We start from the raw sequence: 18,124 nt of genomic DNA, 5'->3' as shown, positions 1-18,124 counted from the left end.
TGAGAATAATGATGCTGACAAGAGTTATTTTCCTTTTGGTTTTTTTGGCTTGGACAAATGCCCTGGCCGAACCAGCCATTGACAATATGAGTGGTTCATTTACTTCCGGTGACACAGCTACCATCACTGGCAGTCAGTTTGGAAGTCATGACCTTAAAATTGAGTGGCGCGGTAATGAGATAGAAGCCGGGCAGGCGGGAACGATTCTCACCTCCCAGGGTCGGTGGTACTACGAGAGACAACCCAACTCAAGCTGGGCAGCGCCTGTGTACAGCACAGCCCATGCCCACAGCGGAAAGCAGAGCCTTGAAGTTGACCTGACATCCAAATGGCAGGGTGCGCTCCGTTATGATTCCGGTACCGGTGTGGCCCCCGATAGCAGCCTGTTTGTATCCTGGTGGGTATATCTCTCCGACATGGTTGGAGATGGGCAGTGGAAAATGTTCCGGATTAACTGGCAGAATGATATTCAGGATGATTATCCCCAGATGGTCATGTTTAACTGGTATAATGCAAATCAGCTTATTGTGCGTCCCGGGCCGGAAACATCATCTAATACTAAATACGTATATCCATCCTATCCTGATGTTTCAGGGAAGTGGTACCGTATGGATGTGATTATTAAAGAGAGCAGTCTTGGACGCGATAATGGTTCTTTGTCCACCTTCACCCATGACCCGGAAAGCCGTATGGCTGTTAAGCGTTCAACGCTTTCCAATATCATGACCTATCACAGTGGAGATAGGCGGCACAGATGGTTTTTATGGCAGAATTATGTGGGCAACGGCATGAATTCCCTCAAAGTTTTTCTGGATGACATTTACATACAGACAGGTACCCAGGCACGGGTGGAAATAGGCGATGATGATAACTGGGCGGATTGCACTTGGCGAGAGATTCAAGTTCCCACCTCATGGACTGATAATTCAATCTCCTTTCAGGTGAACAGTGGTGCTTTTACCGATGGTCAGACGGCTTACTTGTTTGTTGTTGATTCTGATGGGAATCCATCTGCCGGTCAGCCCATCACCATCGGGAGTGGCAGCCGCTCCCCCGCACTTCCGACACCACCGACAAATCTTAAGATTCAGTAATCTCCTGAAAACAGTGTCGTTCGTTTTAAAGGAGGAACAAAGCTATTTTCTGAAAGAAATGTTTGTTCATGGCATCAATATATGGAATTAATTCAATAATAAAATCTGTAATTGTGTGATAATGTATTCAGATTTGAGGGGGTAGGGTATGATACGAAAACTTGTCATCGTGTGGTTGATGGTGCTGACAGCATTGTCCATTAATCCATCATTCGCTGCGGAGGATTCCATCTTAACCTGGGACGCATCCACCGGTGATGTGACTGGGTATAAGATTTATTATGGGACCTCTGCTGGTAATTATTCCTATAGTCAGGACGTTGGCAACACAAATCAATACGCCCTGGACACATTGACATTGACTCCAGGGGCAACCTATTATTTTACGGTCAAGGCCTACAACAGTTTCGGGGAAAGCGAAACCTCCAATGTAGCCACCTACGTGGTGCCCCTTGCCGGGGACACCACACCGCCGTTGCCACCCCAGGGCTTTTCGGCTGAAACAAGTGGTTCGGATGTGAACCTTGGTTGGCTTGCCGGAGAACCTGATATCCTTGAATACCGGGTATACTATGGTACATCAAGTAGGAATTATGGACTTCCTGTAAGTGTCAATGGAACTGCGTATACCGTTGCTGGGCTGGTGGCAGAAACAAAGTATTACTTTGCTGTAACTGCGGTGGATACCGCAGGAAATGAAAGTGGTTATTCAACTCCGGAGATTTCTGTGGTTCTGCCGAGTGTAAGGCCCCCATCTGTTTCAGAAAGTGTTCAGGTGGATGTTCGGATCAGTCAATCCATAGATGATATTGAAGAGCGTGTGGGTGACGGTCACGTATTTGACACCAGTTCAGATCTGGAACTGGTGGATGATATGGATAACGGGGGTGGGCAGATTGTTGGCCTTCGTTTTCAAGGACTTATTATTCCCCAAGGTGCAACGATTGACAATGCCTACATTGAATTTGAAGTAGATGAAACATCAGATAATGCCACCTCCCTTACCATTTCTGTTGAGGCATCAGATAATGCAGCTGTCTTTACAAACGATGCCAGGGTTTTAACCAATAGACGGGTGTCAGAGTCATCTGTTCCATGGAAAGATGTTCCATCTTGGAGTCAGACGAATGAAAAACATAGAACTTCTGATATTTCACCACTTATTCAGGAGATTGTGAAACGAAACGGGTGGCAATCGGGGAACGCCATGGTGTTCATTATTTCTGGTAGTGGCTATCGTATTGCAGAATCCTATGATGGAGAACCGGCTAACGCTCCTTTATTGCATGTTTCATATTCAAGTGGTTCAACTTTACCTGTTGATAATACCCCTTCAGAAGAACCCTTGGTGGAACCTGAAGCACCGGATACCCAGTTACCTGTTGTTACCATATCAACGCCTACATCAGAAGATAATTTTCAGGTTTCTATTTCAACAATAGATCTGGAGGGGACTGCCACAGACAATGATATACTTTCTTCAGTCACTTGGGTAAACAGCGCTGGCGGCAGTGGCACCGCATCCGGCACAGACTCCTGGAGTGCCTCTGGAATTAACCTTATGGAAGGCAGCAATGTGATTACTGTCAAGGCCCAGGATGCCGCTGGCAATGAATCCTCAGACACCCTCACCGTGACCTATACTCCCCCGGCCCCACCCGCACCTGCCCAGTGGACAGTGCTGACTCGGGATGATTTCGAACCCGGCTGGGGCAGTTATGTTGACGGCGGAGGTGACTGCACCCGCTATTCTGGAAAGTATGCCCACCAGGGTACTTATGCGGCTCAGATTCGGGACAACAGCGGTACGGCATCCTCATTTTACTCTGCCCAGGGGGTGAACCTTGATGGACCTGCTTATACGGAGCTTAAGATTGAGTTCTGGTTCTACCCCAGGAGCATGGAATCCGGGGAGGATTTTTTTGTTGAGTATTATGACGGTTCTAAGTGGAACACCGTGGCAACCTATGCTGCCGGGTCAGATTTCTCCAATAATTCCTTTTACCATGAAGAGGGCATCGTTCTTAAAGAGGGGGCTCCCTATCCCTTTCCCACTGCTATGAAGTTGCGCTTCCGGTGCGATGCCAGTGGCAATTATGATTTTATCTACATAGATGAGGTCATTGTGTCCGCCCGCTAAAACCTATGGACAAACAACTGCTCTGATCCACCGACATAATGGATCAGAGTAGTTTTACACACCCCTGTTTATTGATTTTTCCATTGGCATTTTTAGGAAGCTGTCTCACCAGCCTGATCTCTCCAGGCAGCTTATATTTGGGCAGCAGTTTTGAACAGCATGACAGAATCTCCCGGGCCGGGGTGGCTCTGTCCTTTGCCACGGCAAGGGCAACAAGCCGGTGCCCCAGAAGAGGATCCGTCTTTCCCACTACCACCACCTCCACCACCAGGTCCGTTTCCATGAGGGCATCTTCCACCTCCTGGGGACTGATGCGGTGGCCCCCCACCTTGATAAGGCTGTCTTTACGGCCTTTTATAAAAATAAATCCCTCTTCATCCATATAGCCCTGATCACCGGTGTGATAACCGTGGTGATCCAGGGCTTTTTTTGTTGTTTCAGCATCCTTCCAGTATCCCTGCATGATATTATCACCGCTGGCCACCAGTTCACCGGTTTCACCCGGTGCCACTTCCCTTCCTGCATCATCGAGAATTTTGATGCGAACACCGGGAATGGCCTTGCCAATGGAATTCATTTTGGATTCCAGGTAACGCGGTGGCAGCCAGGTTAAGCGGGCCGATGCCTCTGTGGCCCCGTACATGATGCAGATGTCGGTGTGTTCGGGCAGGGCCTTGCGAAGCTGTCGTTTCATGGCTCCGGGCATGTGGCCGCCTGCCTGGGTACAGCATCGAAGGGCAGTCAGCTGATCCTTGGATGCTTTAAGGGGAGAGCGATGGAGCAGATGGGCATATGTGGAGGGAACTCCGGAAAAAAGGGTGACCCGTTCGGTGATCATTTCGGTGATCACCTGGGCGGGAAAGGCGAACCGGTTGTTGAGAACAACGGTGCCGCCTGCCCTGAAAAGGGTATTTAATAGGGATTTTCCCATGACATAAAAAAAGGGGAGTACCACCATTTGCACATCCCGGTGGTCAAGTTCCAGGTACTGACAGATGGATGCGGTGTTGGCGGTGATATTTTGATGGGAGAGCATGACTCCTTTGGGTTTTCCGGAGCTTCCCGAGGTGTAGATGATGCTGGCAAGATCGGAAGAGATGATCAGGCGTTCAGGGTTGCTTTTTTTTCCATTCTCCAGTGCCATGTGCCACGGGGTCACCCCAATGTGGGGCAAGGACCATGATGCTTTTAAATCATGGAGAATCATCATCTTAAGGGATTTTTTTGTAAGTTGGCAGGCCTGGAACAGGCGTTTATATTTGCCGGAAGAGATGATTGCTGCAGGTGCCAGTACTTCCACGAGATAGAGGAGACCGGCGGGTTTGAGATCATTGCTCAGGGGAACGGCAACTGCCCCGGCCTTGAGGATGGCATAGTAGGCAATAACATACTCGGCACAGTTGTCCATCAACAGGGCCACGCGGTCTCCGGTCATTAAGCCGCTGTCAATAAGAAAATGGGCCAGTTGATTTGAGGAGGTGTTGATATCTCTATAAGACAGACGCGTTTTGCCATGGACCAGGGCTGTTTTTTCCGGAAAAAGGGAGGCACTGCTTTCAAGATGGTGATGTACAAACGATGCCATTAATATCCTCCTGCTATCCTTAATCATTCATAATATTTTTTCAGCATATCATGTGTGCTGTTAAAATTTAAAGCATCACATGCTGTTTGGAGAACCGAGGTGCTGGACACAGTCAGCACCACGGTTCACGGCGGCGAAGTCGCAGTGAGCAAGACTTTATGATGTATGATCTTTATAAATTGGATTAACGGTTTGATGTGGTTGCTGCTGTGATCAAGTCTTGAAAGGACATGGATAATTGTTTTCAGGAGTTGATGGCACTCCTGGATAAAAATTTTTCCAGGTTGTCCAGGGAATCCAGATTTTCCGGGATGATCTCGTCATCGGCAATGGAAATTTGAAAGGTCTCTTCCAGAAAATCAATCAGCTCTAGAACCCCGGTGGAGTCAATGATGCCCTCTTCCAGAAAAGAGGTGTTATCTTTAAGATCTCCTGTTTCACCGAACAGAAAATTATCCACAATGAATTTTCGAATGGTTGCCTTGGGTGTGTGGGACATGGACCGGTGTCTCCTTATGTTGGGTAATGGTTATTTTTTGTGAAGAAATTTGGTTTTTTTGAGGCTGGTGACGGATAAAGAGATCATGGAGAAGCTGGGTGGAGAGAATTCCCACCAGCGCCATGTTTTCCCGTTCGCTTAAGAGCGCTCCATTTTGATGTCGGCATTTTTCCACCAGACGGGCTGTTTTTTTAAAATCAAAATATCCGGTCTCGTTTATTGCCGTTTCAGACAGCAGCAGGCGGACATATTCCTGACGGGGGGTGCCCAGAAACGCGGGACTTATGGGGGCTCGATAGGGCTGTTTGGGTCGGTTAATGATTTTCCGGGGGACCTTGGTTCTGGCGGCTTTTTTTAAAATATATTTTTCCGTCATGCCGTTGATTTTCAGATGGGGGGGCAGGGTGGCTGCAAATTCCACCACCCGGTGGTCAAGGAAGGGATAGCGTCCCTCAATGGATCCTGACATGGACATGCGGTCTCCCTGGGAGGAGAGCAGATAATTGGGCAGAAACGTTTTCTGCTCAATGTACTGTGCCCTGGACAGGGGATCCCGGGTCATGAAACCGTCCGGCAGAAAAGGGATGAATCGCTGGATAAAACGTTCAAGGTTGAATGGTGTTGATAGAAAATCTCTGGAAAAAAAGGTGTGAGTATGGCCGGTATTCTCCCATCGTGTACGGTGGGATGCCGTAGGAGAGTCCAGATGATCCATCCCTTTTTTAAAAAAGGTCTCCAGGTATTTTGTGGCCCTGGCATTGTTCTGGGAGAAAATGTAGGGGTACAGTTTTTCCAGAAGGCGGGGGCGAATCTGTGATTCAGGAAATTTTGCCCAGAAGCGCAGGACCTTATCCTCTTTAAATATATTGTATCCTGCAAAAATCTCATCTGCGCCTTCGCCGGTGAGGATCACCTTGAGTCCCGACCGTTTTACCTGTCTGGCCAGGTGCATCAGGGGAGCCGGCGCCGTTCTCAAAAGCGGGGTTTCTGTGTGGAAAATAACCTCAGGGAAAATCTCACCGATATCCCCATGGGAGCAGCCGGTCTCCCTGTGGTCTGTGCCCAGAAAATTCACTGCCTTTTTCTGAAAATGGCTTTCGTCATAGGCAGGGTCGGAAAATCCCACGGAAAAGGTTTTTAACCGGTTGTTGAAGTGCTTTTTCACCAGTGCAGTGATATAGGTGCTGTCCAGTCCGCCGCTGAGGTATGCTGCCACCGGAACATCTGCCCTGAGGCGAATGCGGACGGCATCTATAATAAGCTCGTTGAGCTCTTCCACCCATTGGTCGGTGGATTTTTTTGTCTCCTGCACAGGTCCTGGGAGATCCCAGTATTGATGGATGGAAAGACCTTGTGCGGAAAACGTGGCATAGTGGCCGGGGGGTAACTGAAAAATGTTTTTAAAGGCCGTGGCCTTCCCCACAGGAGCCCAGCAGCAAAAGATGTCAGAAAGGGATTGGGAATCCAGCTCCCGGGAGATCGTTTTGTCAGCAAATAAAGCCTTGATCTCCGATCCGAATATAAGACGCTGGTGGTGGAGATGATAAAACAGGGGGCGAATGCCCAGCCTGTCCCTTCCCAGAAGCAGGGCCCGGGTCCTGGTATCCCACAGGGCAAAGGCAAACTGTCCGTTGAGATGAGTAAACATACCGGTGCCAAAGCTCTCATACAGATGAACCAGAACCTCGGTATCTGTCTGGGTATAGAATTGGTGTCCCATGGATATCAGCAGTGTCCTGAGTTCAGGGTAGTTGAAGATTTCGCCATTGAAAACCAGCCAGATGGATTTGTCTTCATTATGAATGGGTTGATTTCCACCGGAAAGATCAATGATGCTCAGGCGGACGCTGCCAAGGCCTGCAGGGCCCTGGGTGAAAATTCCTGCGGCATCGGGGCCTCGGTGTTGCAAACTGGCTAGCATGGACGAAAGCAATGGGATTTTATCTTCAGGGGTTTTGAAATTGAGAATTCCGGCAATTCCGCACATGGATGTATCTCGCTTGCGTTGGTTTAGCGTAATGTGAGCAATGTGTTTTGTCATCGGGGCCGGTTTTTAAGGTCGGCCGTTGGGATTAGTGTGTGTACCGATGGCGTTCACACTGGATTAAATGCTGACATTTGACTATAAAGAGATGCGATGGATTTGTCAAACAGATGTGACGCGGATTGTAAAAAAGGAGCGGGGATATAATAAAACAGCCATTCTTTTCATGGTCAAGGAGGTCCTTTCCCTGATTCTGAAAAAAATGGCTGTCTGTAAAAAACGCGTCAGTTATAAATTCTTTAATTTTCTAAATCAAACCTTATCTTCTTCACAAGTACTGAATTTCGAATGTGGCCTGCCCGTGGTAATTATACCATGGTTTGGTGCTGTATCTTTTTTCTTCCCACCACAGCCAGTCCGATCAGTCCGATTCCAAGAAGACACATACTTGCCGGTTCCGGAACGGGGTTTGCTGCAATCAGTTGATCTTGAGCGCCTCCCAGATTCAAGATCTGAACCAGGCCATCGTTGGTCCAACCGCCTTGTATGGCTGTTTCTGCCATCTCAAGCCATGTATCCATCTGGTTCCCAACACCACGTCTCCAGGAAAAATAAGAGTCGTCTTGATTCAACCCGTCCCAAATAAGATTCTGAAGAGCCATTTGACTCGTTGTGCTGGAGCTATTGTAGCCATCCAGGGTATTATTGCTGAAATTCCAGTACAGCCAGGCAACTTCATTGGTAAGTGTTGCACCGGATGTGGTTGTGTCGGAAATGCCGGTTACGGTGTAGGGGGTGGCTCTGCGTATGGTCTGGCTGGTTTCTACGCAAAATGATGACCATGAGAAATCTGTTCGATCGCCCCCGTCATCCAGCAGTGTCCAGGTGAATTCTCCCCCGTTCCCCACATAATCGCCAGCCCAGATAACCTGATCTCCAACATTGACATCAAAGTCATAGGCGCTGACATTGGACGTCAGACAAAGGGTAAAGAGAATTAGAAATACGCTCAAATATTTTTTCATGTATAACCCCCGTTATTAAAGTTTGAATTTTTTTTGCTGATTTTTATCTTATATCTCACATTAAATCAATTAAAGCTTTTGGTCTATCACCCAAAGGTATTAATTTGTAAGATTTTTGGTTGCGGACGCCATTATATGTTGTGGCAGAACGAGTTCAGAAAAAGGCCTGACTGTGGCGATCATATGAAACATTTTAAAAAAAAGCAAAGTTTGTGCCCCCTCGGTGTGCCGGGAATGGTTGATTCTGAAAAAATTGTTATGGGCCACTTTTGAGATGGGGCTGACTTGCTTTACTTCTGGGCACGTTTATTTAAATTGGTTTCGAAGTAAACACTGGCGATTGATAAAAATCATGGGTCATGAAAAAAAGTCAGCCTTTGATCCACCAACATTTCTATCATGTCTGGTCGAGGTGATGACCAGGGCCAAGTGAGTATGTAATTTGTTTCACATACTCAAAGACAATAGCACAATGTTTACATGTATGGTGAGTATTTCTTTTCATACAGCCATTGGCAATGGGGCACACCGGTTTGGAATAATCATTGCTTTTGGAAAAAAAATTTAATAGATTGTTCGTAAAAAAACAAAGCAGATTCATCAAGGCACAATCATGATTTAAACGTTTGAAACGGAGGTACTCTTTTTTATGCCGACATACCGGTGTAAAATCGTCACCAGTGACGGCCATATGGTTGAGCGGATGATTGTCGCTGATACCATTGAACGTGTCAGGGCGCAATTGCTTAAGGAAGGGACTCACCTTGTGAGTGCCAGTAAAAGCACCGGCAAGCGATCATTTTTCTCTCTTAAACCCCAAGTTCGCATGAACCCCAGGTTGTTTTATGCCTTTAATCAGGAATTTTCCGTGCTTTTAAAGGCCGGATTGCCTGTGGTTGCAGCCTTTGACAATATTCTTTCCAAAAAAAAACAAGTTCAGGGTTTTTACCGTCTTTTAAAGGAAATTAGGAACGTTATTGCCTCAGGTGAGTCTGTTTCCGGTGCCATGGGAACTTATGCCCATGTTTTTTCTCCCCTTTATATTGCCTCTCTCCGGGCCGGAGAATTGGGGGGGGACCTTCCCGGAGCCATATCCAATTATCTTTCATATACCCGAAAAACCGAGGCTCTCAAGCAGAAGGTGAAGGCCGCTTCCATCTATCCGTTGATTTTATCGGTGTGCTCTTTTTTCGTGGTTGCGTTTCTAATTCTTTTTGTGGTGCCTGCCGTGACATCTTCCTTTGTGGAGACAGCCACGCAATTGCCTTTTTTTACGGCGGTCCTGCTCCGTATCACCGATGTTGTAAAACAGGGATACGGGTTCATGGCCATGGGGTTTTGTCTAATTTGTGTGATGAGTTATTTTTTTTTGAAGTGGGAAAAAGGTGCTCTGATATTTGACCGTCACCTTCTTAAGTTTCCTCTTATCGGAGAGGTTGTTATCTGTTATGCCATGGCCCGGTTTTCTGCGACCCTGTCCACCTTGCTCTCAAGTGGAACTCCCCTGAATAATGCCGTTAAAATTGCATCTGATCTGGTGGGCAATCGGTATTTGAATCGGTGTATTATCAGGGCACTTCATGGGCTGGAACAGGGAGCGGGTTTTGCAGATTCTTTGGAGCAAACCGGTGTGTTCCCAGATATGGCCATCAGCATGATTGCCGCCGGAGAAGAAGGGGGAAGCCTTGAATCCGTACTCATGGATATGGCGCAATTTTATGATACGGATGTTGAAAATAAGCTGACCATGATTACTTCTTCCATTGAACCGTTACTTATGGTATTGATGGGTGCGGTGATTGGTTTCATCGTCCTCGCAATGTATATGCCTATTTTTCAAATGGCTGGAACCATAGGATAAAAAATGCCTGATCTTTCCATCGTGAAAAGAAAAATGATCGGAGAAATTGCGGTTGAGCTGGGTTTCCTAACCGCAAAACAGGTGGATATCGTTTTGTCCCGCAAGGGGATCACCGATCGTAAAGTGGGAAAGCTTTTTTTGGATCAGGGCATGCTGGATGATGAGCAGTTGGCAAAAATTATTGCCGTGCAGCATGGGTGTCGATATTTTCCCTTTTCCCAGATCAACGATCCGGAGATGTTGAAACTCCTTGCCATTGAATTCATGGTCAGTAAAAAGATTCTTCCATTCCGTAAGAAAAACAGGCATCTGGATGTTGCCGTTGCCGATCCCATGGATTTTTTGAATGCCATTGATGAAATGGAGATGCTTCTGGATTATCATATCTCCTTTGTCATCGTCAGTGGAGAAAAATTGCAGAAATTTCTCCAACGCCTGGATACCTCCCAAGATGTGCTTGATATTTCTGAAGAGATGCGCCTTCCCATTGTCAGGGAATCGAACAACGGTGAGTATGAATTGTCTGCTGAACGGGTGGGTTTTGCGGAAAGTCCCATTGTCAAACTGGTGGATTCCACCATCCTTGATGCCATCAACAAAAAAGCAAGTGATATCCACATGGAGGGCAGCTCCCGGGGGATGCTTATACGATACCGTATTGATGGCATGCTTCATCAGGTGACCGAACCCATTGATATCAAAAATCAAAATTCCGTTATTTCCCGGTTAAAGGTCATGTCCGAGTTGGATATTTCGGAAAAACGGGTACCCCAGGATGGGCGGTTTAAGCTTAAAGTCAAGGGACGGTTTGTGGATTTCAGAATCTCCGTTCTACCCACCATTTTTGGTGAGGATGCTGTTATCAGAATTCTGGACCAGGAACGAATGGCTCCCTCATCCGGCAATCTGAGTCTGGACGGTATGGATCTGCCGGCGTCGGAGCTTTTACGGTTGCGTCGTCAGATTAAAGCGCCCTATGGAATGTTTCTCATGACGGGTCCAACGGGAAGTGGAAAAACCACCACGCTTTACCGAGCATTGTCAGAAGCAAATTCAAAGGATACCAAAATAATCACCATTGAAGACCCCGTGGAATATCAGTTGCCAGGTATTGTTCAGATTCCGGTGAACCAGAAAAAAGGCCTCACCTTTTCCAAGGGCTTGCGGTCCATCCTTCGCCATGATCCTGACAAAGTTTTGGTGGGGGAAATCAGGGATGCTGAAACCGCACAAATTGCCCTGCAGTCGGCCTTGACCGGACATCAGGTGTTTACCACGGTTCATGCAAACAGTTCCTTTGAGGTGATCAATCGGTTTGTCCATATGGGCATAGAGCCGTACAATCTTGTCTCTGCAGTGAACTGCATTGTGGCACAGCGATTGATTCGATGTCTGTGCATCTGCAAACAACCACAAAAGATTTCTCCGGAAGCGCTTGTGGAATCCGGGTTGAACCCGGATAAGCACCGCCATAAAACCTATTATAGCGCCGTTGGATGTGAGTTGTGTAATGGTACCGGTTACAATGGTAGAAAGGCCATAATTGAACATGTTGAACTGGATGGTGACATGAGAGAGATGATTGTCAAAAAAGTATCCACTTCGACCCTTGCCCGGCATGCCCTTAAAAAAGGGGTTGTTTTTTTACGTTCCGCCGCATTAAACGAGGTGTGGCAGGGAGAGACTACACTGGTGGAAGCCAACCGGGTTACTTTCATAGAACAGGTGCTTGACGTATGAAGCTGTTTAAAAGTAAAAAAACCGCTATAGGCATGGAGATTTTTGATGGGGGCTTCAGGGCGGGGCTTTTCTCCCGGAAGAACAGCGGATATTGTCTGGAGAAAGGCGTTACCTCACCCATGCCCGAAGACGTCCTTAAAATTTCTTTTAAAACACAGAATATTCTTGATCCGGAGGCGTTTAAAAAAAACGTTAAAAAAGGGTTGAACTTGTGCCGCTTTAAAGGCGGTCGGCTGGGTATCTGCCTTCCCCATGAAACGGTAAAGTTGACGATTCATTGTTTTCAGGAATTGCCAGAGGAGATTCCAGAGATAGACGCACTTGTTAGATGGTCGGTTACTCGGAAGCTGGCGTTTCCAGCCCAAGATATGGCAATTTCCTGGACGTCCATGGGGCGGGATGCCAGGAGAGGTCAGGTTCTGCTGGTGGCCATGATGTCCCAATTGGTGCTTGCCCAGTATCGAAAAGAAATTCAGAGTATAGGTGCTGTTCCCATGGGCTTTTCCCCCGCGGTTATGAATCGGTTTAATCTTTATGTCTCGGCCCTGCCGGTGACGGGCAGTTGCCTCTATTTGGCATTGTCAAAATGGGTTGTCACCTTGGCAGGGTTCACTGAAGGCGTCCCTCTTTTTTTTAAAACATTCAGAAAAGGCTTTTTGCATGGGGGGATGGATCGTCATGGTCGAGATGTTTCCCTGATGCTGGATCATTGCTTCATGAACTGCCCCGGCATTCTGTTTTCCCGTGTTTTTGTGGATTTACATGGCGTTAAGGTTAAAAATTTGGAAGTCTTGCTTCGGGAAAAGGGGATTGGCCACGTGACGATCTTGAATCCGTTGGATTTTATTGACCTAGGAGCGCAGTTCTTTGATACGGATGAGGCATCCCTGTTTACCGCAACCGCTACTGCGGCGTTTGTTTAGAACTGATTTGTAAAGGGAGAAATGAGAGCGCATGAAACCCGTCGAACTTAATTTCCAGGCACGGCAGACGCTTGTAACCCGCCTGATGGGGCCGGCAATGATATGTTTGCTTTTGTTTGCCGGGATGCTGACTTTGCTGAACACGGGTGCTTTTTTTTCAAACAGATCATATATTAATAACCTTGAAAATCAGATTGAACAAAAGAAACAGCCCCCTGAAAAAAGATCGCATGGGACGATTCCAAAACCATACACCCCCCAACAGCTTGAAAGGTTGAAGTCGGATTTTCAGTCCCTTACACGTATCCTGGAAAAGGATATGTTTCCTTTATCTCAACTTCTTGATGTCATTGAGACGGCAATTCCAAAAAATATTGTCATCAATGAATTGTCACTTTCCAAAGGCGCATCCTTACTGCTTCTAAAGGGAGAATCTCCCGATGCAGGCAGTGTGGCAGTTTTTCTTAACGCCCTTAAACGCTCCAGTCGGTTCACCATTGATTTTAACAGGGGATCGGTTATCGGTGGGAAAGAATTTTCTTTTGAAATCATAGCACATTGGAAACGCAATGATCTCCAACGGTAAAAAAATCATATTTATAGCCATGATGCTGATCTTGTGCAATGGGGTTTTCTGGATGACGGTGCTCAGTCGCCAGGAAAGACGGATTAAAGCCCTGGAACATACCCTGGCTTCACAGCGTATTGATATAAAACGGGTAACTTCGGATTACGGACCTGATGAGAAAAAATGGGAAGCGATCAAGGCGGACATGGACAGGGTTATCGATACAAGGGTTCCCCATATTTTTTTATTGCCGGAATATGCGGGTCGGATTGCCGAAAGCCTACAAAAAAGCGGTCTGTCCATGACCGGCAAAATGGTATTTCAACCGGGAACCGTATCTGAACCACTTGGCCTGAACCGCTATGGAACCGTTATCACCGTGTCCGGTGCCTATCCGCAGTTTAAACGATTCCTTGCCGATCTGCAAAATTTCCCGGAAATTATTGTGCTTGACGATATTACCCTTACCCGATCTGCGGCCGGAGAGTCCGGAGTGACCCTGTCCCTGGTGATTGATCTTTTTTTCAAGGGGAATCTGGATGGATGACCGTAAACGGAAAATGATGTTTAGCCTTACACTGTTGGTGTTGCTTGCATCGGTGGGGTATCGTATCATGCATCCCTATGTTCAGCCCCGGGTGGACAGGTTAACCTATACAGGCAGTAAGCCCATTGCCGGAGATCTCATTTTTTCCCCTGAAAAGAAAACAGGTGGGGTGGCAAAAACACAGGCATACAGTAACCGCATTTTTGATCAATTCTTTAATCAACCTGTTTGTTCAGGGGAGCTTGTCAACGATGTGTTTGCCCTTCATCTTAGGGAAAAACCGCAGACAACTTCTTCAGATAAAACAGCACATGGCATTTCCGGCGCATCCGGTAAAACGCCCCCCGTGAAGCCGGCAGCATCGACTCCCGATCTACTTCAAAAAACCGTGGATTATCTTTTGTCATTTACCTTTCTGGGGGGATTTCAGCGAGGAAATGAAAAAGCGGTATTTTTATCACGGGGGAATCAGGTGCTGGTTGCCAAGATCGGAGATCGCATAAATGGAAAATATCTCATAAAGGCCATTGAGGAGAATTCCATTACAATCAAAGCCCTTGATATAAATGAGACCATACATCTTGATATGAGGGAATTCAATGATAAACAGGAATAAAATTTTAAAAGACTTACTTGCGGCACTGATGGTGTCGTGGCTGGTTATGGCGGCCCAGGGATGTGTTGCCACACATTCTTCAGGAAAAGATATTTACCAGGCACCGGAAGGCATGGATCTTGATTCTCGGGTGGCCTGGTACACTCAAGCCCTGAAAAACCGCCCAGATGACCCTGAACTGCTTTTTAAAATAAATCGTTCAAAGCAGGAAGCATCCACGGCTCATCTGCAGACAGCGGAGACATTGATTAAAAAGAGATTCCTGAAGGAGGCCATCGCCGAGCTGCAGATGGCCATCGCCTTTTACCCTGCCAATACCCGTGCGGTGGAGCTGATTTCCAGGGTTAAAAAAATGAAAGCATCTGTGTACCACATGGAAAAGGCAGAGGCCCTGGTTAAACAAGGCGCCTTTTCCAAGGCTCTGGATTCATATAAGAAAGCCGTTGAACTGGATCCTGCTAATCAACGGGCAAAAAATGCACTGTTGCGGTATAAAAAAGAAGACCTTGTCTTCTCTAACTATCACCTGGATCTTAAACAAGATGCTCCCATTTCTCTTAAGTTCAAAAAAACCCCTTTGATGAATGTGTTTGAAATTCTGTCAAAAATTTCCGGAATTAATTTTATCTTTGATAAGGATGTAAAGGAAAGCCCGGTAACGCTTTTCATGACAGATATAAAGATTGACAAATTTATAGCGGTGCTTTTACAGACCAGTGATCTCAGGGCCAGAACCATTAATGCGAATACTCTGTTGATCTATCCGGATACCCTTGCCAAGGCCAAGGACTATGAGGATCTGTTTGTGAAGACCTTTTACCTGTCCCACCTCACATCCAAAGATGCGGTTGCCATAATTTCAAAGATTTTTAAAACAAAGGACATTGTGGCCAATGAGACCCTGAATGCCATCACCTTGAGGGGGAAAAAAACAGATGTTGACATGGCCTGGAAGATTATCCAGGCCAATGATCTGGCCCCCTCTGAAGTGGTTCTAAATGTTGAAATCATTGAGGTGAGTCGATCCAAGGAGAAAAATCTGGGATTGTCTTTTTCAGACAGCATCACCTTGGGTGTGAGCGAGAAAAGTGCGGGGATTAACTATTATGAAGACTCCAGTTTTGGCTTTGCCGGGCTGGGTTCTTTGGATGACATCGGAAATATTACAAGCAAAGAGCTGTATCTGTCGCTGCCCACTGCCACTTTGAATCTTCTCAAGCAGGACGCCGATACCCGCATTCTTGCCAAACCACAGATTCGTGTGAGAAACCACGGTAAAGCCGCCATACTCATAGGAGAGAGGATTCCGCTGAGATCCAACCGTAAGGTTCAGACTGATGGCTCCATTACCTATGATTTTCAATACCAAGATGTGGGAATCAAATTTAATGCAGAACCGGTGATCACCATGAATAATCAGGTCAACCTGAATTTAGCCCTGGAGATCAGTTCCCTTGGCAGCAATGTGGGCGGGACGGATGATCCCCAGTATGCCATCCGGACCAAATCCACCAGTACGATTCTGACCATGAATGATGGAGATACGGTGATTATGGGAGGCTTGATCCAGGATGAAGATCGGGGGACGGTGAAAAAAGTCCCTCTGTTGGGGGATATCCCGGCCATGGGTAGACTGTTTTCCAATCGGTACAATGAGAATGTGGAAACAGATATTCTCATGACCATTACCCCAGTGGTGATACGAAGCCAGGATTTGCCGGAAAAAGAGGTGATCGGTTTCTGGTCTGGAAGTGAAAAAACATCTTCCACCACCCCGCCATTTGGTCAGGGGGATGGGGATAACATTGTGTATAATGATTCCCCGGATAACGATTTTTCCAAGGCTATTAAAGAGGGAACCTTTCTGCCCCATGATCCTTCTTTTACCGTCCAGGTCAATGCTTTTGAAACAGAAGTTGAAGCAAAATCCCGAGCTCTTGCCCTGGAAGAACAGCAGTATTCAACCTTTGTTAAAAAGGCAAATATACCGGGAAAGGGGATATATTATCGGGTGTTTGCCGGGGAATTTTCCAGCTTTATGGAGGCAGAGCAGGCGGCACTTGAAATGCGATCCAAAGATGTTTTTGCCGGAGATGTTTTTGCGGTGGATAGGGCTTATGTGTACGGGGAATGAGAATCCGGGGATAATTTCATAATGCATAATAACACTGCTCATACTGACCGAATAACCAGGGGACTTTTTCGTAGTATTCTGGGGGTTACCCTGATTGAACTGATGGCCACCCTCACCATCATTTCTATTCTCTCCACGGGAATTATTCCGCTGTCCCAGGTGATTTATAAAAGAACCAGGGAACTGGAGTTGAGAAAAGATCTGAGACTGATCAGAACAGCCATTGATGAATACAAACAAATGGTTGATGATAATATTGTTGCCCTTGGGGCAGGCAGTTCCGGTTACCCTGAAACCCTGGAAATGCTTGTGGAAGGTGTGGAGCTGAACCAGGCAAGTAAGGTTAAAAAAAAATTCTTACGGCGCATACCACCTGATCCCATGACGGAATCGGGGGAGTGGGGCCTTCGGTCTTATGCCGATGCACCGGATTCCAGAATTTGGGGAGGACAGGATGTCTATGATATCTACTCCCAGAGCGACAAGACAGCCCTGGATGGTTCTCTGTATCGGGAATGGTAATGTCAGATGCTGGGAGGGATAAGATGAATAGACGGGGCTTTACACTGATTGAACTGCTGACGGTTATGGCAATAATCGGTATCCTTGCCACCATAGCTGCTCCAAGTTTTCAGAAATCCATCATAAAAGCCCGGGAAGCATCCCTTCGGCACACCCTTTTTGTCATGAGGGATGTTATTGATCAATACTACAGTGATCATGGCAAATATCCCGATGCCCTGGAGGATCTGGTGGCGGAACGCTATATCATGGATGTCCCAAAGGACCCTTTTACCGGCAGCCGGGACTCGTGGGTGCTCATTGCCCCCACTGGGGATACTGTGACCGGTATCTGGAATATTCACAGCGGCAGTGACCGGATAAGTCTTGACGGAGAGCCATATAATGAATGGTGATTTTTTGCGTAAAAGACGATTTCAGCTTTTTTCCCACAGGGGATTTACCTATCCGGCGGCTCTGGCGTTGATTGTGATTACATCCATTTCTCTCATGGGTGTTCAGAAATACTGGCGTACCATCATGCAACGGGAAAGGGAAGAGACGCTTTTGTTCAATGGGCTGCAGATTCAAAATGCCATTTCGTCTTATTACAGGCATGGTTCCGGGGGAAATCCGCCTTTTCCCCACAGCCTTAAGGTGCTTTTGAACGATCCTAGGACCGGGAGGACTCTGCGGCATCTTAGACGGCTTTATTTTGATCCCATGACGTCTGATGGTCAATGGGGATTGGTGCTGGACGGCCGGGGTGGAATCAAGGGGGTTTTTAGCAGAAGTATCGAAAAACCCCTGAAGCAGGATAACTTTTCTCCAGCATTTTCCAATTTCAAAAATAAGAAAAAATACAGTGATTGGAAGTTCATATCTGAACCGGGAAAGGGAGGGTAGT

The 18,124-nt window shown here is 46.9% G+C and carries 16 protein-coding genes; 12 read left to right on the top strand and 4 right to left on the bottom strand.

Annotated elements, in window-relative coordinates; all coding sequences use genetic code 11:
- Window positions 1-8 precede the first annotated feature (8 nt).
- Entirely contained in the window at window positions 9-1,094 is a 1,086-nt protein-coding gene (locus tag ACYQ2M_RS08545; protein ID WP_459915912.1) for a hypothetical protein, read from the top strand.
- 148 nt (window positions 1,095-1,242) lie between these two features.
- Window positions 1,243-3,234: a fibronectin type III domain-containing protein gene (locus ACYQ2M_RS08540; RefSeq protein ID WP_459915911.1), complete on the top strand. Its 1,992-nt coding sequence runs from the start codon at window positions 1,243-1,245 to the stop codon at window positions 3,232-3,234.
- A gap of 43 nt (window positions 3,235-3,277) precedes the next feature.
- Here the strand turns inward: ACYQ2M_RS08540 and ACYQ2M_RS08535 are convergent, their stop codons facing one another.
- The 4 genes from ACYQ2M_RS08535 to ACYQ2M_RS08520 all read right to left on the bottom strand — a co-directional run bounded on the left by ACYQ2M_RS08535 (window position 3,278) and on the right by ACYQ2M_RS08520 (window position 8,327).
- Window positions 3,278-4,819, bottom strand: a complete 1,542-nt coding sequence (locus tag ACYQ2M_RS08535) for a class I adenylate-forming enzyme family protein (protein ID WP_459915910.1) — start codon at window positions 4,817-4,819, stop codon at window positions 3,278-3,280.
- Window positions 4,820-5,063: 244 nt separating this feature from the next.
- Entirely contained in the window at window positions 5,064-5,318 is a 255-nt protein-coding gene (locus ACYQ2M_RS08530; protein ID WP_459915909.1) for an acyl carrier protein, read from the bottom strand.
- The gene (gene asnB, locus ACYQ2M_RS08525; protein ID WP_459915908.1) at window positions 5,272-7,305 is read right to left on the bottom strand and encodes an asparagine synthase (glutamine-hydrolyzing); all 2,034 of its coding nucleotides are present in this window, start codon (window positions 7,303-7,305) and stop codon (window positions 5,272-5,274) included. Before asnB ends, ACYQ2M_RS08530 begins: the two co-directional genes overlap by 47 nt.
- A gap of 365 nt (window positions 7,306-7,670) precedes the next feature.
- Complete coding sequence (locus ACYQ2M_RS08520; RefSeq protein WP_459915907.1) at window positions 7,671-8,327, bottom strand: PEP-CTERM sorting domain-containing protein; 657 nt, start codon at window positions 8,325-8,327, stop codon at window positions 7,671-7,673.
- Window positions 8,328-8,976: 649 nt separating this feature from the next.
- Between ACYQ2M_RS08520 and ACYQ2M_RS08515 the strand changes: the two genes are divergently transcribed.
- From ACYQ2M_RS08515 to ACYQ2M_RS08470, 10 genes are read left to right on the top strand one after another with little or no spacing between them, the layout of a single operon-like run.
- Window positions 8,977-10,188 carry a type II secretion system F family protein gene (locus ACYQ2M_RS08515; protein ID WP_459915906.1) on the top strand — a complete coding sequence of 404 codons (1,212 nt, stop codon included), beginning with the start codon at window positions 8,977-8,979 and terminating at the stop codon, window positions 10,186-10,188.
- Between the two features lie 3 nt (window positions 10,189-10,191).
- Window positions 10,192-11,928 carry a GspE/PulE family protein gene (locus ACYQ2M_RS08510; RefSeq protein WP_459915905.1) on the top strand — a complete coding sequence of 579 codons (1,737 nt, stop codon included), beginning with the start codon at window positions 10,192-10,194 and terminating at the stop codon, window positions 11,926-11,928.
- Window positions 11,925-12,851, top strand: coding sequence for a hypothetical protein (locus ACYQ2M_RS08505; RefSeq protein ID WP_459915904.1), 927 nt, complete (start codon window positions 11,925-11,927; stop codon window positions 12,849-12,851). The genes ACYQ2M_RS08510 and ACYQ2M_RS08505 overlap by 4 nt, the downstream gene beginning before the upstream one ends.
- 31 nt (window positions 12,852-12,882) lie before the next feature.
- Window positions 12,883-13,437, top strand: coding sequence for a hypothetical protein (locus tag ACYQ2M_RS08500; protein WP_459915903.1), 555 nt, complete (start codon window positions 12,883-12,885; stop codon window positions 13,435-13,437).
- Window positions 13,421-13,966, top strand: a complete 546-nt coding sequence (gene pilO, locus ACYQ2M_RS08495; protein WP_459915902.1) for a type 4a pilus biogenesis protein PilO — start codon at window positions 13,421-13,423, stop codon at window positions 13,964-13,966. Before ACYQ2M_RS08500 ends, pilO begins: the two co-directional genes overlap by 17 nt.
- Window positions 13,959-14,582, top strand: a complete 624-nt coding sequence (locus ACYQ2M_RS08490; RefSeq protein ID WP_459915901.1) for a hypothetical protein — start codon at window positions 13,959-13,961, stop codon at window positions 14,580-14,582. Before pilO ends, ACYQ2M_RS08490 begins: the two co-directional genes overlap by 8 nt.
- Window positions 14,566-16,716: an SPOR domain-containing protein gene (locus ACYQ2M_RS08485; protein WP_459915900.1), complete on the top strand. Its 2,151-nt coding sequence runs from the start codon at window positions 14,566-14,568 to the stop codon at window positions 16,714-16,716. Before ACYQ2M_RS08490 ends, ACYQ2M_RS08485 begins: the two co-directional genes overlap by 17 nt.
- A 21-nt stretch (window positions 16,717-16,737) precedes the next feature.
- Window positions 16,738-17,238 (top strand): type II secretion system protein, encoded by a 501-nt coding sequence (locus ACYQ2M_RS08480; protein ID WP_459915899.1) that lies wholly within the window; start codon window positions 16,738-16,740, stop codon window positions 17,236-17,238.
- A gap of 23 nt (window positions 17,239-17,261) precedes the next feature.
- Window positions 17,262-17,633, top strand: a complete 372-nt coding sequence (locus ACYQ2M_RS08475) for a type IV pilin protein (protein WP_459915898.1) — start codon at window positions 17,262-17,264, stop codon at window positions 17,631-17,633.
- Window positions 17,623-18,123 (top strand): type II secretion system protein, encoded by a 501-nt coding sequence (locus ACYQ2M_RS08470; RefSeq protein WP_459915897.1) that lies wholly within the window; start codon window positions 17,623-17,625, stop codon window positions 18,121-18,123. The genes ACYQ2M_RS08475 and ACYQ2M_RS08470 overlap by 11 nt, the downstream gene beginning before the upstream one ends.
- Window position 18,124 lies beyond the last annotated feature (1 nt).

The sequence above is a fragment of the Desulfocicer niacini genome (genome assembly GCF_054657595.1).
The sequence above is the reverse complement of the archived record's forward strand: the minus strand, read 5'-3'. Positions and strand labels throughout refer to the sequence as shown.